We start from the raw sequence: 25,503 nt of genomic DNA on the forward strand, positions 1-25,503 counted from the left end.
GGTAGGGCTGAGAGGCCAGACGGTCGGAAGACCCGAAGGCGACCCCCACCACCTGATCCGGACAATACCGGCGCAGGGAGCCCGTTTCGTAGGTCGTTTCGCGTTCCGAGCCCGTTCGGGCCGATCGAGGACGCCGTGCCGATCCAGGCCGGGCCCATCGACCGAGGACGCCGTCCCGAGCGCCGAGTCAGCCAGAGCGTCCGTCAGCCAGGGCGCACCCTCGTGCCCGCCGCGCTGCCGGAAGGCGCCGGCCGCACCCGCCCCTACGGCACCTCCGCGTCGTCCTCGCTTGCGATCCGGTCGACCAGGATGACCGCCACGTCGTCCACCAGACAGCCCTGCGTATGGCCGAGCAGCGCCTGCCGCAGCCCCTCCAGGAACGCCCGCCTGCTGTGTTCCCCCATCGCCGCCATGGCCGCGGGCAGGTCGAAGAAGGCGTTGGCGCGGTCGCGGGCCTCGATGACGCCGTCGGTGTGCAGCAGCAGCCGGTCCCCCGGCGTGAACGGATAGCTGTCCAGCCGCCCGGGAGGACCGCTGATGAACTCCTCAAGACCGAGCGGTGGCAGCGGGGTGGTGGGCATCAAGGGCCGCACGGCGCCGTCGCTCAGCAGGAGCGGCGGCGGATGACCGCGGTTGATCACCTCGATGGCGGGGCCGTCCGACACCTGTGCCACGAGCGCGGTGACGAAGGCTTCCCGGAGGGCGTCCTCACCGCCGCGCGTGCCCGAGCCCGCGATGACGGCGTCCCGGCGCAGGGCCGCTCCGCAGTGGTTGATGACCTCCACCAGGTCTTCCTCGTAGTGCACGGCCTCCCTGAACGCGCCGAGCACGACCGCGGCAGCCCGTACGGCGGGCAGCCCCTTGCCCCGGACATCCCCGACGATCATCCGGATCCCGTAGCGGGTCTGGACCGCGTCGTACAGATCGCCGCCGATCTGCGCTCCCTGCTCGGCCGCCATGTACATGCTGGCCGCCCGTACGGGGCCCAGGCGGGCCGGCACGGGCCTCAGCAGGACCTCCTGGGCCGCCACGGCGATACGGCGGAGCTGGTTGAGCTCGTTCTCCTGGCGCGTGCGGGCGGCGCTGCTCGTCATGAAGCTCGCCACCGACACCAGGAACAGGGCGAGGAAGTTCGTGTAGACCTGCTGGCCGCCCCAGGCGTTGTTGTGGGTGGCCGTGATCGCGCTGACGACGACGGCCACCCCGGCCGCCGCGAGCGTGCCCTTGGGACCCATCGTCACGGCCGCCAGAGCGGGCGTCGCAACCAGCAGGGGGCCGGTGTACAGCACGTGCGCGGGCGTGAGCTCGATCAGGAGCACCAGCAGGGCGACCGCGAAGGGCACGCACTCCGCGAGCAGGTAAAGGAGCTGGTGGTCGCCGCCGGCTCCCGGTCCCGGGGGCGAGCGCAAGGGCGCTCTCATGAGTACAGCCTGCCTCGCCCGGGCGCACGGCCGCCACTCACCGGACGGACGGCCGCCCCTCCCCCGACGCGGTCACCCCTCACCGGTTCACCGGTCCGGGTGCGGGCGACCGGCCGCCGCCCCGACCGGGTAGGGATGCGTAAACGGCGGGCCGGCCCGCCGACGCCCTTCACGACTGGAGCGCCGCATGCCCATGAGCAGCCAGCCGGCACAGGTCCCCCGGGTCTCCCGTCAGGAGTTCGACGCCCTCTTCGCCTCGGTCCGTACGTGGGGCCGCTGGGCCCCGGCCGACCGGGGCGCCTGGAACCGGGTGACCGCGGAGCACGTGCGGCGGGCCGCCACGCTGGTCCGGGACGGTACGGCAGTACCCCTGGGGCTGCCCTGGAACACCCGGCCCGGCCCCGACAACACCAGGCCCGCCCTGCACTACATGTCCGACCTCGGCGACATGGAGCCCCCGGAACCGGCCACCCACAAGGACTTCCTCGCCGTCGACTACCACGGCAAGGGCGTCACCCACCTCGACGCGCTGTCGCACATCGCCTACCGGGGCAGGCTCTACGAAGGGCACCCGGCACACGAGGTCATCGGCTCCGGCGGCGCCCGCTTCGGTTCGGTGGCGGCGCTCGGTCCGCTCGCCGCCAAGGGCGTACTCCTCGACCTGCCCGCCGTCCTCGGCGTCGACTGGCTGGAGCCCGGGCAGGCGGTCCACGCGCGTGACGTCCTCGACGCCGAGCGGGCCCTCGGCGTCGGGATCGACGACGGGTGCGCGGTGCTGCTGCGCTCCGGCCGGTTCCGGCGCCGCCGCGAGCTGGGACCGTGGGACGTCGACACGGCGAGCGCGGGCTTCCATGTGGACGCGCTGCCCCTGCTGGCCGAGCGGGAGATCGGTCTGCTCGGTGCGGACGGGGACAGCGACGTACGCCCCTCCCCGGTGGAGGGCCTCCACTCCCCCGTCCACACGCTCGCCGTCGCGGCCATGGGGGTGCCGCTGCTGGACAACCTGGAGCTGGAGGCTCTGTCCGCCGCGTGTGCCCAAGCCGGACGGTACGAGTTCATGATCGTCGTGACACCCCTGAACGTGCCCGGCGGGACCGGGTCGCCCGTCAATCCGGTCGCCCTCCTGTGACTGTGAAGGGCAAATCGCCAGGAATATACTCGGAACGCGCTTATTCGACTTCACACCACGGACCCGAGCGATCATCCCGATACGGCCGAGGCGCACCGGCAAGGGAAGTGATGCAGATGGCGGTCACGGGAGGACAGATCGGTCCCGCACGCTCCCGTGAGCGGTTCCTCGTGGGCGAGTCGGTCGGGACCGGGGTCAGGAGTCCCATCCTGAACTCGTGGCTGCGCTGCCGGCTGCTGGGACTGTCCCCGGACCAGACCGAGCTTCCCTTCACGGACGACTTCGATCCGGACAGCCGGCTCGTACGTGCGGCCGGACCCGTGCTCGACCAGTTGCAGTCCCGGTTCTCGGGCAGCCAGATGAACATCTCGGTCGCCGACGCGAACGGCACGGTTCTGCAACGCCGCTTCGGCGATCCCTCCCTCGCCCGGAAGCTGCCCCCGATCCAGAGCGTGCCCGGCTTCGTCTTCGCCGAGCGCTGCGCCGGAACCAACGGCATCGGCCTCGCGCTGGCCGAGCGGCGCCTCATCCAGGTCTACGGCGCCGAGCACTTCGCCGAACGCTCCCAGGCGAACGCCTGCTGCGCCGTCCCCATCCACGACCAGCTCAGCGGGCGCATCGTGGGCGTGCTCTGCTTCGGGTACCCGTACGCCTACGAGCGCGCGGCCCTGACCGTGCTGGTCCGCCGGGCGGCGGAGACGATCGAGCGACGGCTGATGGAGCAGAGCTCGGCGCGTGAGCGCGGGCTGCTGCGCGCGTACCTCGACGCCGAACGGCGCGCCCGGGCCCGCCGGGCCGCCGGGGACGGGCACCACACCGGGCCGACCGTCCCGGCCGGGCCGCCCGAGCTGGACCGACTGGTCGATCTTGAGCTGGACCAGCACGACCAGACGGTCCTCAAGGAGAAGGCGACCGAGCTCCTCTCCGCCTCCCGGCGGGCCGCCGTCGAGGTGGCGCTCCCCCACGGCCGGGAGGCCACCTTGCTGAGCCGCCCGGTCACGAGCCGTTCCGGAGTGGCGGGCATGGTCGTCGAGGCGGTGCTCAGCAGCGACACGCCGCCGGTGCACCACCTCCCCGTCTCGCCCCGCTCCGGACCGCAGCCCGCCCAGCACCCGCCCCTCCAACCCCTGCCCGGGCCGGCCGAGCCGCCCGAGCCCCGGCCCGGCACGGTCCGGGGCCTGGTGCTGGTGGGCGAGCCGGAAGTCGGGAAGTACGCCGTCGAGGCACGGCGCCGCCTGGAGCTGCTGGCCGAGGCCAGCAGCCGTATCGGCACCACCCTGGACGTGAGCCGCACCGCCTGGGAACTCGCCGAGACGGCGGTCCCGCGCCTGGCCGACTACGTGACCGTCGACCTGCCCGATGCGGTGCTGCGCGGCGACGAGCCCGCCGATCCGGGGACCGGGCTGCACCGCACGGTGGTCCACGGCATCCGCGAGGACTGCCCCTTCTACCCGGCCGGACAGCACGTGGAGCTCCTCCCGGGAACTCCCCACATGCGCTGCCTGACCGGCGGGCACGCGGTTCTGGAACCCGAGCTGCAGTCCTCGGCCGGCTGGATCGCCCAGAGCCCCGAGCGCGCCCGCCGGATCCTCGGGCACGGCGTGCACTCGCTCATCGCCGTCCCGCTGCTCGCCCGGGGCGTCCTGCTCGGCATCGCGAGCTTCTACCGCGCGCAGGACCCCGCCCCCTTCGGGGACGACGACAGCCGGCTGGCCCAGGAACTCGCCGCCCGCGCGGCCCTGTGCATCGACAACGCCCGCCGCTACACCCGGGAGCACACGCTGGCCCTGGCCCTGCAGCGCAGCCTGCTCCCGCGCGGCCTGCCCGAGCAGGGCGCCGTCGAGGTCGCCCACCGCTATCTGCCCGCCGAATTCGAAGTGGGCGGCGACTGGTTCGACGTCATCCCCCTGTCCGGCACCCGCGTCGCCCTCCTCGTCGGCGACGTCGTGGGCCACGGCCTGCACGCGGCGGCCACCATGGGGCGGCTGCGGACCGCCGCACGCAACTTCGCCGAACTGGAACTCGCGCCCGACGAGCTCCTCACCCACCTGGACAACCTGCTGGTCCGCCTGGACCGGGAGGAGGGCGGCGACGAGGCCAGCGGCAGCAGCAGCATCGTGGGCGCCACCTGTCTGTACGCCATCTACGACCCCATCTCGCGGCAGTGCACCATGGCCCGGGCCGGCCACCTCCCGCCGGCGCTGGTCCACCCCGACGGCAGCGTGACCTTCCCCGAACTGCCCGCCGGGCCCCCGCTGGGCCTGGGCGGCCTGCCCTTCGAAACGGCCGAGGTCGAGCTCCCCCGGGACAGCACGCTGATCCTGTACACCGACGGGCTCGTCCACGACCGCCACCGCGACATCGACCTCGCCCTCGACCAGCTGCAGCGGGCCCTGGCCCACCCGGGCCGGAGCCCCGAGGAGACCTGTCAGGCGGTCATCGACGCCATGGCGCCCGAGCACCCCTCCGACGACATCGCCCTGCTCGTCGCCCGTACCCACACCCTGCCCGCCGACCGGATCGCCGTATGGGACCTGCCGGCCGATCCCGCGCGGGTCTCCGACGTCCGCACCGCCGCCACACGCCAGCTGGCGCACTGGGGACTGGACGAACTCGCGTTCTCCGCCGAGCTGATGCTGAGCGAGCTGGTCACCAACGCGGTCCGCTACGGCACCGAGCCGATCCAGGTGCGCCTGATCCGCGACCGCGTCCTGATCTGCGAGGTCTCCGACGGCAGCAGTACCGCCCCGCACCTGCGGAGGGCGGCCGGCACGGACGAAGGCGGACGCGGCCTGTTCCTCGTCGCGCAGCTGGCCCAGGCCTGGGGCACCCGCTACACCCCCCAGGGCAAGGTCATCTGGGCCGAATGCGCCGTGGACGCGGCCTGATATCCGCCACATCCATGAATGTCCCTTGACTCCCAGTAGCATCCTTTCTGTCCCACCCTCCCGTGAGGGAGATCCGAGGTCGCCCCCGGAGACGTCCGTGCATGACGCCCATGACCCTTCCGACACCTCGACGGGCCTCCCGCGCCGGAGTTCCGGCGGTGAACCGCTCGTACGGATACAAGGCCTCGGCAAGCGGTTCGGCGGAACCGTCGCGCTGGCCGACGTCAGCCTCGACCTCCACAGGGGCAGCGTCCTCGCCCTCCTCGGCCCCAACGGCGCCGGGAAGTCCACGCTCATCAAGGTGCTCGCCGGGGTGCACCAGGCCGACGAGGGCGAGGTGACGGTGGCCGGGCACCGGCTCGGGTCAGAGGCCGCCACCGGGAAGATGTCCTTCATCCACCAGGACCTCGGCCTGGTCGAGTCGATGACGGTCGCCGAGAACATCGCCCTGGGGACGGGCTACCCGCGCCGCCTCGGCCTGATCTCCTGGCGGCAGACCCGGGAGCGCTGCGCCGAGGCCCTCGGGATCGTCGCCGGACACCTGGACGCCGAGGCCCGCATCGCCGACCTCGCGCCGGCCGAGCGTTCCCTGGTGGCCATCGCCCGCGCGCTCGCGCGACGGGCGGAGCTGTTCGTCCTCGACGAGCCGACCGCCACGCTGCCCGCCGCGGACTGCGCCCGGCTCTTCGACGTCCTGCACGCGTTGCGCGACCGGGGGCACGGCATCCTGTACGTCAGCCACCGGCTCGACGAGGTGTACCGGGTCGCCGACGCGTTCGCCGTCCTGCGCGACGGCCGCCTGGTCAGCCAGGGGCTGCTCGCCGGGTACGGCCCTGCCCGTCTGGTCCATGACATCGCGGGCGCCGCACCGGCCGGGCGCGGGCCGGGCGCTGCCGTGTCCCGCGACCGTACTCCCGTGCTGCGTCTCGACGCCGTGACGACCCGGCACACCGGGCCCGTCAGCCTGGAGCTGGCGCCCGGGGAGATCCTCGGCATGGTGGGGTTGACCGGCGCCGGCCACATGCACTTGGGGCGCGCCCTCGCCGGTGCGCTGCCGCTGCTCGGGGGGCGGGTTCTGCTCGACGGCCGTCCGTACCGCCCCCGTTCGGTGGCCGCCGCCCTCGGCCGGGGAGTCGGATTCGTCGCCGCCAACCGCCAGGAGGAGGGCTGCCTCCCCGATCTGACGGTCCGGGAGAACTTCCTGGCCAACCCCCGGGCGTCCGGTGTCCCGGCGTGGCGCTGGCTCGGTCCCCGGCGTGAGCGGCGCGAGGCCGCCGACCTGATCGCACGGTTCTCGGTGCGCCCCCGCGACAGCGAGGCACCCCTCGCCACCCTGTCGGGCGGCCACCAGCAGAAGGTCGTCCTCGGCCGGTGGCTCCGGGGCGGTCTGCGGCTGCTGATCCTCGAAGAGCCGACCGCGAGCGTGGACGTGGGCGCCAAGGCGGCGATCCACCGGCTGCTCGACGACGCGGCGGCCGAGGGCCTCGCGATCCTGCTGGTGTCCACCGACTTCGAGGAGGTCGCGGACCTCTGCCACCGGGCCCTGGTCTTCGTACGCGGATCGGTGGCGGCCGAACCGGCGGGTGCCGCCCTGACGCCTGCCGAACTCACCCGCGCCGCCTCGGCCATGCCCGCGATCACCGGAAGCACGACGGCCCCGTGACCCACCGGTCCCCGCGCGGGCATCACATCCTCGGGAGCTACGGGCTGCTGGGCCTGACCGCCCTGCTCTTCCTGGTCTTCTCCGTGGCCCTGCCGGACACCTTCCCCACGCGGGACAACGTGTCCTCGATCCTCTCCAACCAGTCGATCCCCGCGCTCCTCGCGCTCGGTGCGACGATCCCCGTCGCCGCAGGCAAGTTCGACCTTTCCATCGGCTACGGGCTGGGCCTGGCACACGTCCTGGTGATGCAGCTCATCGTCGAGGAGGGGACGCCCTGGCCGCTCGCCTGCCTCGCCGTCATCGCCGGAGGGGTGCTGGTCGGGGCCCTGAACGGGGTCGTCGTGGAATTCGCCCGGATCGACTCCCTCATCGCCACGCTCGGCACCGGCAGCATCATGTACGCCCTCACCGGATGGCTCACGGACGGCAGCCGGATCGTGCCCGGCCCGGACGGCCTGCCGGCCGCCTTCACCGGCCTGTACGACGCACGGTTCCTCGGCCTGCCGGTGGCCGCCTTCTACGTGCTCGCCGCCGTCCTCGTCCTGTGGGTGGTGCTGGAACGGCTGCCGCTCGGCCGGTACCTGTACGTCATCGGCTCCAACCCCCGCGCCGCGGACATCCTCGGCATCCCCACCCGCAGGTACTCCGTCTTCGCCTTCGCCGGATCGGGGCTGGTCGTGGGCATCGCCGGAGTGCTGCTCGCCGCGCAGCAGCAGATCGGCAACCCGAGTGTCGGCCTGGACTACCTGCTGCCCGCCTTCGTCGGCGCGCTGCTCGGCTCCACCACGATCAAGCCCGGGCGCGCCAACGCGCTCGGCACCCTCGTGGCCGTCAGCGTGCTCGCCGTCGGACTCGCCGGGATCGGCCAACTCGGTGCCCAGTTCTGGGCCACCCCGCTGTTCAACGGCGGCACGCTCCTGGTGGCGGTCGGCCTGGCCGGCTACACGGCGCGGCGGCGGCTGCGGGCACGGGCCACCCCGGACCGGGACCCGCCCGCCCGGCCGGCCGGGCCGTCGGCGCCGGAGGCGGACGGCGGCGCCCCCCAGCCACCAGCGCACCCCTAGTCAGGAGCACCGTGTACCCGAACCGCACCAGCGTCCTCGCGGCCGCGGCCCTGTGGGCGGCCGCCACCGCTCTCCTCTCCGGCTGCGGAGGCGGCCCTTCGCAGACCTCGGCGTCTCCCCCGGCCGCGCCCTCGGGCGCCGGCTGCCCGTCCGTACTCGCCAAGGCGAAGGAGGCCCTGGGGCAGGCCGAGCGTACCGACCTCTCCTGGAACGGCCCCACGACCGGCCCGGCGGCGGTTCCCGGCAAGACCGTCGTCTACGTGGCCCAGACCATGACCAACCCCGGTGTCGCCGGAGTCGCCCAGGGCATCCTGGAAGCCGCGGCGGCCATGGGCTGGCAGGTCCGGGTGATCGACGGGGAGGGCACGCCGGCGGGCATCCAGGCCGCGCTCAGCCAAGCCGTCACCCTCAGGCCCTCGGGCATCGCCATCGGCGGCTTCGACCCCCTGCTCACGGCGCAGCAGACGGCACGGGCCGAGGCCGCGGGCATTCCGGTGGTCGGTTGGCACGCGGTCACCTCCCCCGGACCGAGCAGCCGTCCCCGGCTCTTCACCAACATCACCACGAAGGTGGCGGAGGTGGCGGAGATCAGCGCGGACTGGGTCATCGCCGGGTCCGACGGCGGCGCCGGGGTCGTCGTCTTCACCGACGACTCCATCCCCTTCGCCCGCAACAAGTCCGAGCTGATCAAGCAGGCGCTCGCCGAGTGCCCCGGGGTGAGGCTGCTGGCCACGGAGAACATCCCCATCCCGGACGCGAGCCAACGCACCCCGCAGCAGGTCTCCTCCCTGGTGTCCCGGTTCCGGAACCGGTGGACCCACTCCATCGCGATCAACGACCTCTACTTCGCCGACGCCGCCCCGGCGCTGCGTGCCGCCGGGCGCCCCGGCGAGGGGCCGCCCTTCAACATCGGCGCGGGCGACGGCGACCCCTCCGCCTTCCAGCGCATCAACAGCCGGCGCTACCAGGCGGCCACCGTCCCCGAGCCCCTGAACCAGCAGGGCTGGCAGATCATCGACGAGTTCAACCGCGCCTTCGCCGGCCGTCCCGCCAGCGGCTACGTCGCACCCGTGCACGTGGTGACGGCCGAGAACAGCGGCGGGGCCACGTCCTGGGACCCGAAGGGCTACCGAGAGGCGTACGAGCGGATCTGGCGCGGGGAGTAGTCGGCGGGGCAGGGGACCGGGGGCTTTTAGCAAGATCGATTTTCGGCGTCAAGTCACGTACTTGAGGGGCATGACGCACGTCCCGCCACAGGGTTTATTTGAAGTACGCCCTCACCGGGACAAACCACCGGAGACAACGAGGCCGAACCGATAGCCCGGCCCTTTCCCCGGGGCATTACATGAAACCCCCTTTTCATCCCGAATGGAGAATTCCCATGTTCCAGCGTTTCTCGACCCGTCGTATCGTCCTGGCCGGAGCTTCCGTGGCGCTGCTGGGCGGCGGCATCGCACTGCCGGCGACCGCGATGGCCGCGCCGGTCGCCGCCCCGCAGCACGTGGTCACCCTCGCCCCCGCGGACAGCGCCGACGGCATCGGTACCGGCGGCGACTCCAACGCCGAGAACACCACCGTCGGGGGCGAGGCCAAGGGCGGCAGCGCCAACTCCGGCGTCTCCAACTGTGAGGGCGGATGTGACATCACCACCGGCGCCGCCACGGGCGGCAACGCCAGCGCCGACGCCATCAACCAGGGCGACGCCACCTCCGTGGGCGGCGACGGCACGGGCACCGGCGGCATCGTGAGCAAGACCGAGGCCCAGGTCATCAAGGACCAGGTCAAGGAGAACCTGAAGGCCAAGCTCGGCAAGTGACGGCCGAGCCCACCACCCGCTGAGTCCCTGCACACAGCGACGACGCCGGAGAGGCCATGGCCTCTCCGGCATCCGCACGCCCCGGCATCCCCGGCCGGGCCACGACTCCCCGGCGCGTTCGCGACCGTCCGCCGCCACCGAAAGCAGCCGGCCGGCGTCATGTCGGCCGTGCAGGCCATCACCCTGGCGGGCGTGGCCCTCGCCGGCCCTCGCCGTGGGCATGGCCGTGGGCATGGCCGTGGCCACGGCATACCGGCACATCGAGACCTGCGATCCGCCGTACGGCGAGGACCCGGCGTCCGAACACGTCGTGCCGCTCATCGTCGCGGCCTGCACCCCGTTCGTTCTGCTTCTCGCCACGGGCATGGCGGCGCCGGGCGCGCTCTGCCCGGCGGCCCTCAAGGAGGCCGTGCCGGGCCGCACCACGACGTCCTGATCGCCGGCTCCCTGGTATTCGCCGTCGTGGCGGTGTGAGTGCCGCTGGTGGCCGCCTCGGGCTCACGGGAGAGCGCGGCCGCGCCGCTCGCCCTCTTGCCGGTGCTGCTGCCGGCCGCCGTAACGCCGGCCGTATGGCTCGCCACCCGGTACGGCCTGGCCCCGGACGTCGTGGCCCTGGAGGAGGCGTATCCGGCCACCGCCCTGCGCCGGCTCGGCCGCACTGGTCCAGGGTGACTGGTGGCGCATCTTCGGCATCACCGTCGTCGCCGGCAGGCTCGCCGGGGGCGATCGCGTGGGCAGCTTCCGTACAACCTCATCGGCACGTTCGCGCTGATTCCCGCGGTGGAGGGTGTGTCCGAGGACACCGGCCCCTCGGCCGGCGTGATCACCGCCGTGGCGTTCGGCTTCCTCGCCGCGTTCTTCGGCGCCGCCGCAGGCCAGGTCTTCCAGATCGGATTCACCCAGCTGGTCAGCGCCTTGCTGTCCGTCGACCCGCGCATGCGACGCCAGAACCTCGGCGAGGCCCCCCTTGCCGGGCTCGCCACCGTCCCGGCCGCTCCCGCCCCGGGCACGCCCGCGCCCGCGCCCGCGCCCGCGACACCCTCCACCGCCCAGCCGAGGGCCCGCAAGACGGCCACTGAGGTCTTCAGCCGCCCCACACCGCCGGGCGGGCTGCGAGGCCGTCCGCTTTTACCAAGATCAATTCTCGGCGTCAAGCCACGTATTCGAGTGGCGTGACGCATGTCGGCCCACAGGGTTTATTTGAAGTACGCCCTCACCGGGAGAAACCACCGGAGAAAACGAGGACGAAAAATTGCCGCCGACCCCTTCCCGGGACGGTGTCCAGACCCTCTTTTTACACCGAATGGAGAATTCCCATGTTCCAGCGTTTCTCGACCCGTCGTATCGTTCTGGCCGGAGCTTCCGTGGCGCTGCTGGGCGGCGGCATCGCCCTCCCCGCGACCGCCATGGCCGCCCCGGTCGCCGCACCGCAGCACGCGGTCGCCCTGGTCCAGGACGACAGCGCCGACGGCATCGGCACGGGCGGCGGCTCCAACGCCGAGAACACCACGGTCGGCGGCACGGCCACCGGTGGCACCGCCAACTCCGGCGTCGGCATCTGCAAGGGCAAGTGCACCATCACCACCGGCGCCGCCACCGGCGGCAGCGCCAGCGCCGACGCCATCAACCAGGGCGACGCCACCTCCGTGGGCGGCGACGGCAAGGGCACCGGCGGCACCGTGAACAAGACCAACAAGGGGCTCGTCAAGAAGCAGCTCAAGGAGGCCCTGAAGGCCCAGTTCGGCAAGTGACGGCCGCCGGCCCGGACCCTGCGCCCCCCGAGGAGTCAATTCCCGTAAACCACCCCGCACAGCGGACGCCGGAGAGGCCCACAGCCTCTCCGGCGTCGGCATGCCCGGCGCCGGATTCCCCCGCCAAACCCTGCTTACTTAAGACAATAACTTCGAGTGTCGTTGCGCGAGTCGCCCTGCGTGTTCTCTCAGTGGGGAGACATCGGTGCGCAACCATGGGGACAAGGGCAAGCAGGCCAGCAGAGGAATCAGTGAGACAGGAAGAAGGACCGACGTGTCTGGCAGCGAGAGCGAGAACCCGGTAATCCCCTCCCCGACCCCCACGGCCACCCGGCCGAGGACGAATCGGGACTGGTGGCCGAACCAGCTGGACCTTCAGGTTCTCCACCAGCACTCGCCCCGGTCCAATCCGATGGGCGAGGACTTCACTTATGCGGACGAGTTCAGGAACCTCGACGTCGACGCGCTGAAGCAGGACGTCTTCGAGGTGATGACGACGTCGCAGGACTGGTGGCCCGCCGACTACGGCCACTACGGCCCGCTGTTCATCCGGATGAGCTGGCATGCCGCGGGCACCTACCGCATTGCCGACGGCCGGGGCGGTGGCGGATCCGGTGCCCAGCGTTTTGCGCCCCTCAACAGCTGGCCGGACAACGCGAGCCTCGACAAGGCGCGCCGCCTGCTCTGGCCGGTCAAGCAGAAGTACGGCCGGAAGATCTCCTGGGCCGACCTCCTGGTCTTCGCCGGCAATTGCGCCATGGAATCGATGGGGTTCAAAACGTTCGGATTCGGCTTCGGCCGGGAGGACATCTGGGAACCGGAGGAAATCTTCTGGGGACCCGAGGACACGTGGCTCGGAGACGAGCGCTACAGCGGCGAGAGGGAACTCACCGGTCCTTTCGGCGCTGTGCAGATGGGCCTGATCTACGTGAACCCGGAGGGCCCCAACGGCAACCCGGACCCGATGGCCGCCGCCAGGGACATTCGCGAGACGTTCGGGCGCATGGCGATGAACGACGAGGAGACGGTCGCGCTCATCATCGGCGGCCACACCTTCGGCAAGTGTCATGGAGCGGTCCAGGCCGAGTACATCGGTCCGGAGCCCGAGGCCGCCCCCGTCGAGCAGCAGGGCCTCGGCTGGAAGAACACCTACGGCAGCGGCGTGGGCCCCCACGCGCTCACCAGCGGGCTGGAAGGCGCATGGACCACCGCGCCGACGACTTGGGACAACGGTTACCTGGACAACCTGTTCACGTACGACTGGGAGCTGACGACGAGCCCCGCCGGTGCGAAGCAGTGGACTCCCAAGGATCCCGCGGCCCAGGGCACCGTGCCGGACGCTCATGATCCCTCGAAGCGGCACGCCCCCATGATGCTGACGACGGACCTCGCGCTGAAGGTGGACCCCATCTACGGGCCGATCTCGAAGCGGTTCCACGAGAATCCCGCCGAGCTCGCGGACAAGTTCGCCAAGGCGTGGTACAAGCTGTTGCACCGCGACATGGGGCCCGTCTCGCGCTACCTCGGCCCCTGGATTCCCGAGCCGCAGCTGTGGCAGGACCCGGTCCCCAAGGTCGATCACGAGCTGGTCGCGGAGGAGGACATCACCGCCCTCAAGCGCCAGATCCTCGCATCGGGACTGTCCGTCTCCCAACTGGTCACCACGGCCTGGGCCTCGGCGGCCAGCTTCCGCGCCACCGACAAGCGCGGCGGGGCCAACGGGGCGCGGATCCGGCTCGCGCCGCAAAAGGACTGGGAGGTGAACGACCGGCCCGAAGTGGTCGAGGTGGTCCAGGGCCTTGAGCGGATCCAGCAGGAGTTCAACCGCTCGCAGTCGGACGGGAAGCGGGTTTCGCTCGCCGACCTGATCGTCCTGGGCGGCTGCGCGGCCGTGGAGCAAGCGGCGAAGAACGCCGGGCACGACATCACGGTCCCCTTCGCGCCGGGGCGCACGGACGCCTCGCAGGAGCAGACCGACGTGGAGTCGTTCGCCGTGCTCGAACCGACCGCAGACGGTTTCCGCAACTACCTCCGGGCCGGGGAGAAGTTGGCCGCGGAGACCCTCCTGCTCGACCGGGCCAACCTGTTGGACCTGACCGCGCCCGAGATGACGGTTCTGATCGGCGGTATGCGGGCGCTGAACACGAACTTCGGGCGGTCCGCACACGGCGTCTTCACCGACCGGCCCGAGACGTTGACCAATGACTTCTTCGTCAATCTGCTCGACTCGGGTCTGGAGTGGAAGGTGTCCGAGTCGACCGAGGGCGTATTCGAAGGCCGGGACCGCGCCAAGGGCGAGGTCAAGTGGACCGCCACCGCCGTCGACCTCGTCTTCGGTTCGCACTCCCAGCTCCGCGCCATCTCGGAGGTGTACGCGTGCCAGGATGCGAGCGAGAAGTTCGTGCGTGACTTCGTGGCGGCGTGGGACAAGGTCATGAACCTCGACCGGTTCGACCTTGCCTGAGCACGTTGTCCGGATCGGCCGCTGACCGGCCGACCCGGACCCCGGGCGGGCGCCCGCCGCCGGGCGTCAGGTCCCGCCGTTCTTCAGCCGGCGAACGACCTCCTCGGACAGGCGCCGTTGCAGTTCGGCGAGCTGCTCGGGGGTGTACCCGTGGAGGTCGACGTCCCCGGGGGGCGCGGCGCCCTCGCCCTTCGGTTTCTGTTTCTCCTGCTCCCTGCGTTTGAGTTCCGCTTCCTCCGGCGACCCGGGCGCCGCGAACGCACAGCTGATGAGTGCTCCGTCAGCCGTCTTCAGGCAGGTCGCCTCCCGGCCGGCGACCTGGCCCCGGCCCTCCACCCGGTAGCGGATGTTCTGCTCGCTGCCGATGGTGGCGGTCCACGTACTGCCACCGGTGGGAACGACCTCGAAGACCCGGTCCTCGTTGTAGCAGCAGACGTCCCGGTACTCCGCCTTGACCAGCTCGACGAGCGCCTTCGGCGACGACCAGGTCGGACTGAGCCGGTGGACGGTCATCGGGGCGAGGCCCCCGCCCTGATGACGGGTCGGTACGGTCGACACGGCCACGACGGAACTGGCCTCCCCCTGCGGGGTGAGGGGGGTGACGTACGCGCTGCCGCCGGCCTGGTCGCGGTACCGCAGCGTGAACTCCGATTCGTTGCCTTCGTTGGCACCGTCCTCCGAGGCGTCCCAGCCACTGCGCTCGAACCACCAGTCGCTGAAGCTGCCGACCGCGGCGGTTCCCTCGCGCTGCCGGGACGCGAGGCTCATCGGGTAGGAGGGGCCGGGTACCGCTGCCGTGTCGGTGGTGACCGTCAGTTTTCCGGTCCGCCCGTTGTAGAGCGCGACTCCGGCCGGGCGTTCGGTCACCACCAGGAAGCCGGTCTGGCGCTTGAGGGGGACGACCACGATCGGGGTATCGCCCGTGCAGGTCACGTAGGCGTCCGACGCCTCGAAGCGCACCCAGCGCTTCTGGGCCGAGATCTTGCGGCCGAGGTTGTGGGTGAACCAGCCGCCGATCCGTGCGTCGGCCCTCTCCACGTCGAACGCGCACCGCTCCTGGTTGCGGCTGTTGCCTCCGAGCGGGATCTCCTGCACGAGGCCGACTTCGTATCCGGACAGCCAGCCGCGCCGCTCGACCATGGTTGCGAACCGGTCGGCGTCGGGCAGGTACGTGACGTCGGCGATCTCGCCGGTCACATCGCCCAGATGCGGGGCGGCCTGTGCCTTTCCGACCAGGTACGGCGCGCGGGGCACCAGTTCGGGGACCGCCTCGGAGACGATCTGCACGTCGCGCATGTACACCCGGTCCTGGAGGTACGCGCCGTACACCAGCCACCAGACCGCGATGCCCAGCCCGAGGAGGCCGCCCAGCCAGCCGAGGGCCACCGCCGCGCCGCCCCCGACCCCGCCCCCGCCCGCACCGGCGCCGCGCCGCTTCCTGCGGAGCAGGTGCCCTGCCCTCCACAGGGCCGCGGCGGAGGCGGCGGCCAACAGCGGCGCGGCCAGCCAGGCGCAGATCTTCCGTAGCTCCCAGACCACGATCGTGGCGTAGTAGGAGCCGTACCAGACGGCCAGACCTGCCAGAAGTACTGCCGTCCCCCACCGCACTGCCCGGCCCATCAGACCCCCCTGACGTCAACTTCCCCTATTGTCCGCCTCACTTCGGGCAGCTGTCAGTAGCCCGGCGGCCGACGTCGGCGGGCACGCGTGGAGATGCCGTCGCGAGCGGGCGGCGGTCGGCCCTGTTCCCCGGCATGCGGGGGCGGAGTGAGCGGAGCAAGATGGACCTGTCCGGACCCTCCGCGGGAGAAAGTCGTGGTCCCGATGACCGACAACGACCCAACGCCCCACAGCAAGCGGGCACGCGTCCAGGCGATGGCCTCGGTCACGGCCACGCTGGCCGCCTGTGTGCTGCTCCCGGCCGGCGGTTTCGCGTCCGCCGCGGTGCAGACCCGCGCCCCCACGGCGGTCACGGCGGTCACGGGCCCCGCCGGGGCGGTGTCCCCGGCTCAGACCCCGTACGACCGGATCGCCGTTCAGACGCTCGACGCCATCGTGAGCGGCGACTTCACCGCGGCCACAGCCCACTTCGACCCGACGGTACGCAAGCTGCTGACGCCGGAGGCCCTCGCCGCGGCCTGGAAGACGTACCAGGCCACGTTCGGGCGCTACCAGTCGCACGGGGTTCCCGAGGACGTCGCACGCGGCGACTCCACCGTGGTCAGCGTGCCGCTGCGGATGGAACGCCAGGCCGGCGAGTTCCGCCTGAACTTCCACAAGAACGGAAGCATCGCCGGTCTGTGGTTCCTCAAGACCGGAGTGCCGATCCCGTAGCGGAGGCGGTGGCCGACCGATGTACCCACCCGTTCCGGCCGGCGGCGGAGCGCCCGGGAGCGCCTCCACGCCAGGGCAGTACGGCGAGACGGTGTTCCCGCCCGACCAGGCCGGCGAGGACGAGCGCATCGACCTCGGCGCCCTCGCCTACGACGACGTCACGATCGCCCGGCTGCGGGAGCTGGGCGCGGGGCCCGGATGGAGCAGCCTCGACGTGGGAGCGGGCGCCGGCAGCATCGCCCGCCGAATGCTCGGGGAGCTCGGCGTCACGCGTGTCCTGGCGGTGGACCGCGACGTCCGCTTCCTCGCAGGCCGTCCGCAGCCCGGACTCGACGTCCTGGAGGCGGACATCAGCGCCCCCGGTTTCGACCCCGGGCGGTTCCACCTGGTCCACGCTCGTTTCGTACTGATGCACCTGCCCGCCCGCCGGCAGCTGATGGCGCGCCTCGGCGAGCTGCTCGTACCCGGCGGAGTCCTGGTGCTCGGCGATGCGGTCGACCTGACCACCGACCTCGCGCCCACGAGCCCGTACACCCGCGCCATGCAGGCCATGTGGCAGGGCCTGCGCGACACCATCGGCACCGACATCTCCTGGACCCCGCGCTACCCGCAGCTGATGCACGACCTCGGTCTGGTGTCCGTGGCCGCCGAGATCCACGTGCCGCCCCTCCTCCCGGGGAGCGCCATCAGCCGTTTCGGGGTGGAGACGTGGAACCGCGCGAGAGAGGCGATGAACGCGACCGGGCTGGTGGACGACGCGGACATCGACGAGGCGATCCGATACCTCGATTCTCCCGACTGCGCAGACCTGTCACCCGGGATGATCACGGCCTGGTGCCGCCGGCCCGGGGCGGAGGACCCCGACGTTCCCAGCGGCGCATAGCGGACACCGGTCGGGTGCTCGATCAGTCTTCGGGGAGGACGCGGCCGTCTTCGTCGAGCGGAAGGTGGATGCGTGTGGGGTCCTGGCTGTTGACATCGGACGGGCGCGGGCCCTCGGGTCCGTCGGAGCCCCAGCGCAGCAGGCGCCGGGTGCGGGCGATCTGGTAGACGGCGCCTTGGAACTCCAGCCGGTTGACCCGCCCGGCCCGGAGCGTGTCGGCGGCATCGGCGTACGCGGCCAGCTCGGCGGCCCGCCGGTCCGCCGCGGCGCCGTCGCCCGCTCCACCGCCGCTTCCGCCGCCCGCGGCCCAGGTCCGGGCGTCGGCGTGCGGGTCGGCGCCCTCGGGGATGTGGCCGCGCATACGGGGCCACATCCAGGTCAGCGCGAAGTCCAGCGACTTGCGGGCGGCGTGCGCGGTCGCATGCGGTCCGCTGACCGGCGCCCAACTGCTCGCGGCCTGTTCGACGACCGTGAACGTGGGCGGGAGGAGCAAGACGTCCGGGTGGGTGTCCAGTGCCCGCCGTGCGTCGGCGCGCACGTCTTCCGGGAACCGCGCGCCGGTGTAGCACAGGCCGCGCAGCACCAGCTGTTCCAGGGCCTGGGTCGGGGTGACCGGTGCGTCCGGGTCCAGGACCAGGCCGTCATCGACCTCCGGGCCCTTGGCGGCGCGGTCCCAGTCGGGGACGGGGGGCTCCGGGTCGGTCGGCCGGGGCTCCTCCATGCCGCCTGCGCCAGCGCCCGCGTACTCCTCGGCGCGTACGACCCGGTACCGGGTCCCGGCCACGGCGAGTTCGTCGACCCGCTCGCTCTCCAGCCGGGCGACCGCCGCCAGCAGCGCGCGCCGCTCCGCCCTGTCGTGCGCGTCGTCCTTCGCGCGGAACCACAGGAGCGAGTTCAGCCCGTCGCGCGCCTGTTGTGGGCAACCCGCCGTCACGGCGACCGTCACCCGCCACCTCGGCGCGTCCCCGGCACTCTGCGCCGCCACCCCGAACAGCGGGCCGCGCACCACCACATCGCCCGCACGCGACACGGCGTCGACCGCGTCGGCTTCCACTGCGGCTTCCACCGGCTCCACCGGCACCCGTACCACCACCGGCCGCGACCTGCCCGGCCCCACATCCCCACGGTCCATGCCCCCCATCCTGCCGATCACGGCACGGCACCGCTCCGGATTCGCCGATTCCACCGACGCTTCCGGCCCGCAGGTGTTACGAGCCGACGGCGCCCTGGGCCGCGGCCGGGTCGAGGGAGTCGACGTCCTCCATGAAGCTCAGCATCCGGGCGTTGACCAGGTCGGGGTGGTCGATCTGGGGGCCGTGGCCGGTCTGGGCGATGATCTCGGCCCGGGCACCGGGGATCACGCGCGGTACGCGCTCCAGCTGCCGCTTCGGGTGCACGAGCAGGCTGCGTTTGCCCATGATCAGGTAGAACGGCGTCCGGATGGAGCCCAGTTCAGCATCCGAGAGCGGCAGCGGCGCCGGGCGGCGGATCCGGAAGGCCCGCACGCCGGCCTGGATCCATGCGCGCAGCTCGGGGACGATGATCACCGGCTGTTCCAGCCACTTGGCGAGGCGCGGGCGCCAGGCCTTGGGGGCGTAGGTGGCGAAGAGGCTGGCGAAGATCCAGACGAAGAAGCGCAGTCCCACCTTCTCCAGGCCGCCCGGGTCGAGGGCGGTGACCGAGGCGAGCCGACCGGGCCGGCGGTGGACCTGGTTGATGACCAGCCAGCCCCCGTAGGAGGAGCCGACGAGGTGGACCTTGTCGAGGCCGAGGGCGTCGAGGGCCTCGTCCATCCACTGGGCCGCGCGCTCGGGCTGCCACATCGGTTCGCGGTGGACGCTGCGGCCGGGGTCGCCCGGGGTGTCGAGCGCGTAGACGGGGCGGTCGGCGCTGAGCGCACGGGTGTTGGGGTACCACTGCGCGGAGCAGCCTCCCGAACCGTGGATCAGGACCACGGGCGTGCGCGACTCGGCTGCCGGGTCGGTGGGGCCGTAGCGGTAGACGTGCGTGGTGCCGAAGCTCGTCTCGACGTCCGTCTCGGAGCGGATCGGTGCACCTTTCGCGAAGAGCGCGTCGCAGGCTGCGAAGTAGCGGTCGCGCAGCTCGTCGCTCACGTAGTGGCCGATGTCGCGGCGCACTCGGGTCGTGTTCTCGGGCACGGGGCACCTCCGGGAAGATCCGTTCGTCGTGATACGACCGTACCATAATGTTGGTACGGCGGTACCATCAGGAGGTCCGGACCGACCGGACGCAAAGGCAGCACGGACAGGCGGAGGCACGGCACATGCCGAAGCGCGTGGACCACGAGGAACGGCGCACCCAGATCGCCGAGGCACTCATCCGGGTCGCCGGGCGGCGCGGACTGCACGCCGTCGGCATGCGCGACGTCGCAGCCGAGGCAGGCGTGTCACTCCGCCTCGTCCAGTACTACTTCCAGACCAAGGAGAAACTGCTCTTCTACGGGCTCCAGCACCTCACCGACCGCTTCACCGCACGGGTCGGCGCCCGGCTGCGAGCCGCCGGGCAGGATCCCGGTCAGCGCGCGACGGTCGAGGCGCTCCTCCTCGCTTCCCTCCCCACGGACGAGGAGAGCCGTACCTTCCACCTCCTCTACAGCTCGTACGCGATCCTCTCCGTCACCGACGAGGCACTGGCGGCGCAGCCCTTCATCGACAACCCCGAGGCCGCCGAGGACGCCCTGACCGGCCTGCTCCGGCAGGCCCAGGAAGCCGGCGCGGCCGACCCCGACGTCGACGCGCGCACCGAAGCCATCAGCCTGCTCGCCATGACGGCGACCATGGGCACCAGCATCCTCGTGGGACAACGGGAGCCGGAGTCGGCCATCAGGGTCCTGCACCACCACCTGGACCGGATCTTCACCACCACCGACCACCCAGCCCACCGCGCCCCCTCCGCCCACGCCGCACCGCCTGCGTGACCACGGCGGGACCGGGCGCCTCGCCGACCCGCACGGCGAGGCCGAGCGCAGCGAGGCAGAGATGCACGGAGCGCCACGGCTCGTGGGACGAGGGGCAGCAACGGGCACCCCTTGAGGTGCGCCACTGCCCCACGACTGCCTGGCGCCCCATCGCAGGCGGCTCGTTCTCGCTCTGGCCGAGAGCCGCCCCTGCCGTCACCGTCGAAGGGCAGACTTCGACCGAAGGGACGCCCGTTGGCAGCACCGGCAACACCCACCCCCACCTCCCGCAGCCCGTTCACCGTCTGGCAGGGCCGGTTCCTGGTCTGGTTCGCCGGCGCCGTGCAGAGCAGACTCGCCCAGCACCGCTTCCGCCCGGACGTGGCCCTGCGCAACGCGGCAATGCGGGCAGCGCACCGCTGCGGCATCGACCGCGGCGAGTTGGTCCGGGCCACCGGGCTCAGCTCGCAGACCGTCACCAAGGCCCTGGCCGGAAGGCCCACGCCCGAGTAACCGACTAGCCGACCGCCACTCCGGCGCCGCCTGCGGCGCCCGCCGCTGGCGCGAGAACGGGCTGGTCCTGCCCGTGCTCCCGCCACCTGCCACACCGCCCGTGCTGAGCGGTAGGAAACGGCCGCAGCCGTTCCCACTCGGCGTCCCTTGGATCTCCCCGCCCCATGTCCACATCAACGACCAGTACGCGATGCGGTCACATGATCGGCCGGACAAGTCCTAAGTCGCTCTCGCGCCAATCAGCGTCGACATTCGGACATCAGGGCTCGGCTACTGCCTCATGCGCCCTCTTCAAGAGCAGCCTGAAAAGGCATCAGCCATCACAACAGGGGGAAGCATGAGCAAGATCGCTCGCCGATTACCGTACGCGTTGATCACAGCGACAGTCGTGGCGCTCACCGCGGCCGTACCGGCATCCGCCGCCGGGAGCGGGGCGTCCGCGGAAGCGGCGGAGCCCCGCCCGCTCGCCGACAGCGAGGTCCGGGACCTGACCGGGGTCGCCCGCGCGTACCTGCAGCAGCGGGCCGACTCGGTCACCACGGCCGGAGCCCACCGCCTGGCCCCGGTCGTGCCCGACCGTGCCACACCAGAACTCCGGAAGGGCCTCACGACGGAGTTCGCCCAGCTCGCCGGGATGGGCCGCGTCTACGAGAAGGCCAGCGGCGGCTACTCCGGCGCCGACGTGACGGTCACCGCGGGCAAGGCGGAGCACAAGGGCGACAAGGCCACGCTCCGGCTGACAGAGAGCACGAGCCTCTTCTATCCGAACGTCCGCTCGGCGGACGAGCCCAAGGCCGAGGAGTACGTCCTCGACCACACGCTCACCTTCACGCACGACGCGGCCGGCAAGTGGGTGCTCGCCGAGGACCGCCCGGACCTCGGCGCGGGGGACGTCACCACGTACACCACCCCGCCGAAGACCGAGCAACCCGCGGAAGGCGCGAAAAACGAGGACCGACGCACGGCCTCTTCCGCCACCGGCCACGTGGCCGGACAGCGCACCGCGAACGACAAGACCGCCCTGGCCGCCGGGTACAACTACACGGCGATGGTCAACTATGCGAACCGCTACTGGAAGAACCCCAACGGCAGCTACCGCACCTACGGGAACGACTGCACCAACTTCATCTCGCAGGCCATGAAGGCCGGTGGCTGGAAGCAGAAGGGCAGCGGGTACTTCGACCGCAAGGACAAGGACAAGTGGTACTACGGCGGCCACACCTGGACCACCAGTTACACCTGGGCGGGTGCGGAGAACTGGTACTGGTTCGCCACGAAGCACTCGCAGCGCACCCGGATGCTGTCCAATGTCTGGCAGATGGGCCTGGGCGACGTGCTGCAGGCGGACTGGGACCGTGACAACACCATCGACCACACGATGATCGTGACGGGCTTCTCGGGCGCCGACGAGATCTACCTGACGTACCACACGAACAACACACACAACCGCAAGCTCACCAACCTCCTCGCCGCGCGCCCGCACACGACGTGGTACGCGCACCGCACCTGATCGTTCACCGGCGTTGACCGGCTCGCCTTCCTCTGGAGCGACATGAAGACACCACTTCGCATCGTGTGCGCGACGGCGGTCGCGGTCCTGGCCGTGGCCGCGTGCGACGGGGGCGGGGGCGGTGACCAGGGGAAGGCGAGAAACGAGCGCGACACCGCAGTCGCGTACGTGAAGGCGCTCAACGACCGGGATGCGCAGGCCCTGGTGAAACTCGGCCCGCCCGGGAACGCGGGGACGGAGGAGGAGGCGCTGAAGCTGGTCGCCGCGCAGGGCGGACGCAAGCTGCACGTGGACGACGTCCGGGTCAGTCACGAGTTCGGCCCGGACACGGCAGACGCCCAGGTCCGCGCGACGGACGACAAGGGCCGGCCCGTCAACGAGACGCTGACGCTAACCCGTAAGGGGAAGTCGTGGTACGTCGTCCTGGGCACGAACCAGGGCGGCACACCGAAGACACCGGCACAGACGTCACGGCCGTCGCCGACGGAGTAGGCGGAGCACAGACACGTACTCTTCGCGCTCGAATCGCCGCCCTTGCGGCGTCGGGCGCCCCCGCCACCGGCGGACTGACACTGACCGCTGGGCCCGCAGCCCACGCCAGCGAAGCGTCGTGCGCGGCGCATCTGAAGGCTCTCGGCTTGAAGAAGGCGGATGCCGAGGCTGCCTATGAGGCCGCCGTCGCCGGCAGCATCACCCGGTGTGTCGCCAAAGCCCAGAGCGAACTCGAAGGAGTCCCCAGGCAAGCGATACAGGCGGCCTGCCAAGAGGTACTCCTCCCCGAGCCGCGAATCGCGCAGGTTGCGGCAGCCGCAGGCGGAATCGCCTGCGGCTGCTCGACCGGCTAGGTGTATTGATCACGAGCGTTGAGATGCAGCTGCTCAGGGCATCGACCGGATCGAGCCGGCGCCCGCCTCGCTCCGCTCCGGGTCGTACAGCGCTCCTGACACGTACTTCTTTGCGCGGGTGAAGCCGGGCTCGGTCAGCCGGCGGCGTCCGCTCCCGATCCGAAGCTCGGCGTGGCCGACGGTGCCGTCCTCCAGGATGAACCGCCCCAGGTCCTCGGCGCCGAAAGCCCGCTCCAGGTAGTCGTCGATGAGCGCTGCGGTGTCGTTTCCGATGATCCGAGGCATGACGGTGGTGTAGCCGTCCGGGACGGCCTTGACCGTTTCGTGTTCGTGGTGGTCGCTCACGAGGCGAGGCCAGGCCGCCTACAGGTCTGCCGTCCACACCGTACGGCGTGCAGGGCCGGCTAGTGCTGTGGCCGGGAAGGTTTGCCGGGTCGCGTTGTCCGGTGCGGTGCATCGCAAGGCGGAGGCCCGCGGCTCGTACTGGACGTACTTGCGCGGTCCGACAACGCAGCGAGGTGCCGTGCCGGGCGGCGCGACCCGGTGGACCTTTCCGGTCACAGCACTAGCGGGCGCTGCCGATATGGCGATCGGTGTCGGAGCCCTGGAGCAGCAGGGTGGTCTCCTCGATGCGGCTGAACCGGCCGTCGGGTCCGAGCTCGGCGAACACGTAGACCTCCATGGACACCGTCGAGCCGTCCGTCTTCGTGAGGTGGACGGTGTGCCGGTCGGCGTACTTGCTGCCGTCGTACAGCTCGTCGTGGACCTCCACACGGCCGCCGGAGACGACGCCGCGCACATGGGTGATGTGTGCGACGAACCCGGCACGGTCGTCCCACCGCCCGTCGGTGCGCTGCCGGTACTCCGGCATGAAGTGGCGGTCGACGGCCTCCTCGACGGAGAGCTCGCTGCTGAAGATCAGATCGGTGAGGGCGGGCTTGATCCCGGTGCGGGTCATGTGACTTCCCTTCGAGGCTGGGACGGCGGCAGGGGCGAGGGAGAGGGCCCTCGGTGCGAGAATGCGTGCGCTGCGCACGCTTCACTGTGACCGTAACAGAGATGCGTGCGGGACGCACGCTATTCTTCGGGGATGGAGAACGAAGTCGGACACGAGATCGCCGACGCGCTGGGCGTCCTGCTACGACGCACCACTCGCGCACAGCTGCACCGGGACCTCACCGAGGGCATGGGTGAGGCGGTGGACGCGCTGACGTACCCGGTACTCAGCGCACTCGCCCGGACCGGACCGCGCAGCGCAGCCGACCTGGCCTCCGACGCCGGACTCGACCGCTCCGGCGTCACCCGCCGAGCCTCCCGGCTGGAAGCCGCCGGCCTCGTCCGTCGTGAAACGGACCCCACTGACCGGCGCGCACAGTTGCTCGTCCTCACCGAGCAGGGCGAACTCGCGGTGGCAGAACTGCGCACACGGCTTGCCGCCCACATCATGGCGAGCCTGTCCTCGTGGCCGCCGGGCGAAGCCGAGACGTTCGCCCGCCACCTGCGCCGCTTCACCAGCGAAGGCCCCTTCGCCTGACAGGGCAACGGCTCGCTCAGCCCGTCCCGCGGCTTTTATCAAGGCCGGCCCCCGACGTCAAGCCACGTATTCGAGGGGCGTGACGCACATCCGCCCACAGGGTTTATTTGAAGTACGCCCTCACCGGGAGAAAGCACCGGAGAAACGAGGACGAAGAATTGCCGCCGACCCATTCCGGGACGGCATCCCCAACCTCTTCTTACACCGAATGGAGAATTCCCATGTTCCAGCGTTTCTCGACCCGTCGTATCGTCCTGGCCGGAGCTTCCGTGGCGCTGCTGGGCGGCGGTATCGCACTGCCGGCGACGGCGATGGCCGCCCCGGTCGCCGCCCCGCAGCAGGCCGTTTCCCTGCTCCCCGCGGACAGCGCCGACGGCATCGGTACCGGCGGCGACTCCAACGCCGAGAACACCACGGTCGGCGGCGAGGCCACGGGCGGCAATGCCAACTCCGGTGTCACCGAATGTAAGGGCGCATGCGACATCAAGACCGGTGCCGCCACGGGCGGCAACGCCAGCGCCGACGCCATCAACCAGGGCGACGCCACCTCCGTGGGCGGCGACGGCACGGGCACCGGCGGCATCGTGAGCAAGACCGAGGCCCAGGTCATCAAGGACCAGGTCAAGCAGAACCTGAAGGCCAAGCTCGGCAAGTGACGGGCGACAGCACTCCTGCTACGGAAAGGCGGATTCTCACACACCCACCATTCACACATGTACAGCAGACGCCGGAGAGGCCCAGCCTCTCCGGCGTCTGTGTGTGACGACATGC

At 71.4% G+C, this 25,503-nt stretch carries 25 protein-coding genes; 19 read left to right on the forward strand and 6 right to left on the reverse strand.

Translation table 11 applies throughout. The annotated features are described in order from the left end of the window. Positions 1-263 precede the first annotated feature (263 nt). Complete coding sequence (locus AC0666_RS28250) at positions 264-1,421, reverse strand: PP2C family protein-serine/threonine phosphatase (protein ID WP_468963964.1); 1,158 nt, start codon at positions 1,419-1,421, stop codon at positions 264-266. 187 nt (positions 1,422-1,608) lie between these two features. Here AC0666_RS28250 and AC0666_RS28255 point away from each other — a divergent pair, with 187 nt between their 5' ends. From AC0666_RS28255 to katG, 11 genes are all read left to right on the forward strand, one after another. After that, complete coding sequence (locus tag AC0666_RS28255; protein WP_478708577.1) at positions 1,609-2,550, forward strand: cyclase family protein; 942 nt, start codon at positions 1,609-1,611, stop codon at positions 2,548-2,550. A 116-nt stretch (positions 2,551-2,666) separates the two neighbouring features. After that, positions 2,667-5,438: a SpoIIE family protein phosphatase gene (locus tag AC0666_RS28260; protein WP_478708578.1), complete on the forward strand. Its 2,772-nt coding sequence runs from the start codon at positions 2,667-2,669 to the stop codon at positions 5,436-5,438. 97 nt (positions 5,439-5,535) lie between these two features. After that, positions 5,536-7,101 carry a sugar ABC transporter ATP-binding protein gene (locus tag AC0666_RS28265; RefSeq protein ID WP_478708579.1) on the forward strand — a complete coding sequence of 522 codons (1,566 nt, stop codon included), beginning with the start codon at positions 5,536-5,538 and terminating at the stop codon, positions 7,099-7,101. Next, the gene (locus tag AC0666_RS28270) at positions 7,098-8,165 is read left to right on the forward strand and encodes an ABC transporter permease (RefSeq protein ID WP_478708580.1); all 1,068 of its coding nucleotides are present in this window, start codon (positions 7,098-7,100) and stop codon (positions 8,163-8,165) included. Before AC0666_RS28265 ends, AC0666_RS28270 begins: the two co-directional genes overlap by 4 nt. A gap of 11 nt (positions 8,166-8,176) precedes the next feature. Further along, entirely contained in the window at positions 8,177-9,331 is a 1,155-nt protein-coding gene (locus AC0666_RS28275; RefSeq protein ID WP_478708581.1) for a substrate-binding domain-containing protein, read from the forward strand. A gap of 215 nt (positions 9,332-9,546) precedes the next feature. After that, entirely contained in the window at positions 9,547-9,981 is a 435-nt protein-coding gene (locus AC0666_RS28280; protein ID WP_468963958.1) for a hypothetical protein, read from the forward strand. 232 nt (positions 9,982-10,213) lie between these two features. Then, complete coding sequence (locus AC0666_RS28285) at positions 10,214-10,417, forward strand: hypothetical protein (protein ID WP_478708582.1); 204 nt, start codon at positions 10,214-10,216, stop codon at positions 10,415-10,417. 38 nt (positions 10,418-10,455) lie between these two features. Continuing rightward, positions 10,456-10,653, forward strand: a complete 198-nt coding sequence (locus AC0666_RS28290) for a hypothetical protein (protein ID WP_468963956.1) — start codon at positions 10,456-10,458, stop codon at positions 10,651-10,653. 117 nt (positions 10,654-10,770) lie between these two features. Beyond that, positions 10,771-11,157: a hypothetical protein gene (locus AC0666_RS28295; protein ID WP_478708583.1), complete on the forward strand. Its 387-nt coding sequence runs from the start codon at positions 10,771-10,773 to the stop codon at positions 11,155-11,157. 140 nt (positions 11,158-11,297) lie between these two features. After that, the gene (locus AC0666_RS28300) at positions 11,298-11,732 is read left to right on the forward strand and encodes a hypothetical protein (protein WP_468963954.1); all 435 of its coding nucleotides are present in this window, start codon (positions 11,298-11,300) and stop codon (positions 11,730-11,732) included. Between the two features lie 274 nt (positions 11,733-12,006). Further along, positions 12,007-14,196 carry a catalase/peroxidase HPI gene (gene katG, locus AC0666_RS28305; RefSeq protein WP_468963952.1) on the forward strand — a complete coding sequence of 730 codons (2,190 nt, stop codon included), beginning with the start codon at positions 12,007-12,009 and terminating at the stop codon, positions 14,194-14,196. 66 nt (positions 14,197-14,262) lie between these two features. Here katG and AC0666_RS28310 read toward each other — a convergent pair whose 3' ends face one another. Then, complete coding sequence (locus AC0666_RS28310) at positions 14,263-15,816, reverse strand: hypothetical protein (protein WP_468963951.1); 1,554 nt, start codon at positions 15,814-15,816, stop codon at positions 14,263-14,265. Between the two features lie 204 nt (positions 15,817-16,020). Between AC0666_RS28310 and AC0666_RS28315 the strand changes: the two genes are divergently transcribed. Both AC0666_RS28315 and AC0666_RS28320 read left to right on the forward strand, forming a co-directional pair. Then, positions 16,021-16,530 (forward strand): DUF3887 domain-containing protein, encoded by a 510-nt coding sequence (locus tag AC0666_RS28315; protein ID WP_468963950.1) that lies wholly within the window; start codon positions 16,021-16,023, stop codon positions 16,528-16,530. 19 nt (positions 16,531-16,549) lie between these two features. Beyond that, positions 16,550-17,413 carry a class I SAM-dependent methyltransferase gene (locus tag AC0666_RS28320; protein WP_478708584.1) on the forward strand — a complete coding sequence of 288 codons (864 nt, stop codon included), beginning with the start codon at positions 16,550-16,552 and terminating at the stop codon, positions 17,411-17,413. Positions 17,414-17,435: 22 nt separating this feature from the next. Here AC0666_RS28320 and AC0666_RS28325 read toward each other — a convergent pair whose 3' ends face one another. Together AC0666_RS28325 and AC0666_RS28330 are read right to left on the reverse strand one after the other, a co-directional pair. After that, positions 17,436-18,545, reverse strand: a complete 1,110-nt coding sequence (locus AC0666_RS28325; RefSeq protein ID WP_468963947.1) for a DUF5954 family protein — start codon at positions 18,543-18,545, stop codon at positions 17,436-17,438. A gap of 76 nt (positions 18,546-18,621) precedes the next feature. After that, the gene (locus AC0666_RS28330; protein WP_468963946.1) at positions 18,622-19,572 is read right to left on the reverse strand and encodes an alpha/beta fold hydrolase; all 951 of its coding nucleotides are present in this window, start codon (positions 19,570-19,572) and stop codon (positions 18,622-18,624) included. A 125-nt stretch (positions 19,573-19,697) separates the two neighbouring features. Here AC0666_RS28330 and AC0666_RS28335 point away from each other — a divergent pair, with 125 nt between their 5' ends. From AC0666_RS28335 to AC0666_RS28350, 4 genes are all read left to right on the forward strand, one after another. Then, entirely contained in the window at positions 19,698-20,351 is a 654-nt protein-coding gene (locus AC0666_RS28335; protein WP_478708585.1) for a TetR/AcrR family transcriptional regulator, read from the forward strand. A gap of 234 nt (positions 20,352-20,585) precedes the next feature. Further along, on the forward strand, positions 20,586-20,843 hold the full coding sequence (locus AC0666_RS28340) for a hypothetical protein (RefSeq protein WP_468578873.1): 258 nt from the start codon (positions 20,586-20,588) through the stop codon (positions 20,841-20,843). Between the two features lie 370 nt (positions 20,844-21,213). Next, positions 21,214-22,353: an amidase domain-containing protein gene (locus AC0666_RS28345; RefSeq protein ID WP_478708586.1), complete on the forward strand. Its 1,140-nt coding sequence runs from the start codon at positions 21,214-21,216 to the stop codon at positions 22,351-22,353. A gap of 42 nt (positions 22,354-22,395) precedes the next feature. Further along, positions 22,396-22,845, forward strand: a complete 450-nt coding sequence (locus AC0666_RS28350; RefSeq protein WP_478708587.1) for a hypothetical protein — start codon at positions 22,396-22,398, stop codon at positions 22,843-22,845. 386 nt (positions 22,846-23,231) lie between these two features. On the opposite strand, the gene AC0666_RS28355 is transcribed toward AC0666_RS28350, so the two are convergent. Together AC0666_RS28355 and AC0666_RS28360 are read right to left on the reverse strand one after the other, a co-directional pair. Beyond that, positions 23,232-23,543, reverse strand: a complete 312-nt coding sequence (locus AC0666_RS28355; RefSeq protein WP_478708588.1) for a VOC family protein — start codon at positions 23,541-23,543, stop codon at positions 23,232-23,234. Between the two features lie 220 nt (positions 23,544-23,763). Then, entirely contained in the window at positions 23,764-24,156 is a 393-nt protein-coding gene (locus tag AC0666_RS28360; protein ID WP_468578877.1) for a nuclear transport factor 2 family protein, read from the reverse strand. A gap of 132 nt (positions 24,157-24,288) precedes the next feature. Between AC0666_RS28360 and AC0666_RS28365 the strand changes: the two genes are divergently transcribed. Together AC0666_RS28365 and AC0666_RS28370 are read left to right on the forward strand one after the other, a co-directional pair. Beyond that, positions 24,289-24,732 (forward strand): MarR family winged helix-turn-helix transcriptional regulator, encoded by a 444-nt coding sequence (locus tag AC0666_RS28365; protein ID WP_478708589.1) that lies wholly within the window; start codon positions 24,289-24,291, stop codon positions 24,730-24,732. Between the two features lie 221 nt (positions 24,733-24,953). Then, positions 24,954-25,388 carry a hypothetical protein gene (locus AC0666_RS28370; protein WP_361715395.1) on the forward strand — a complete coding sequence of 145 codons (435 nt, stop codon included), beginning with the start codon at positions 24,954-24,956 and terminating at the stop codon, positions 25,386-25,388. Positions 25,389-25,503 lie beyond the last annotated feature (115 nt).

This window comes from Streptomyces sp. NPDC043680 (assembly GCF_056436685.1).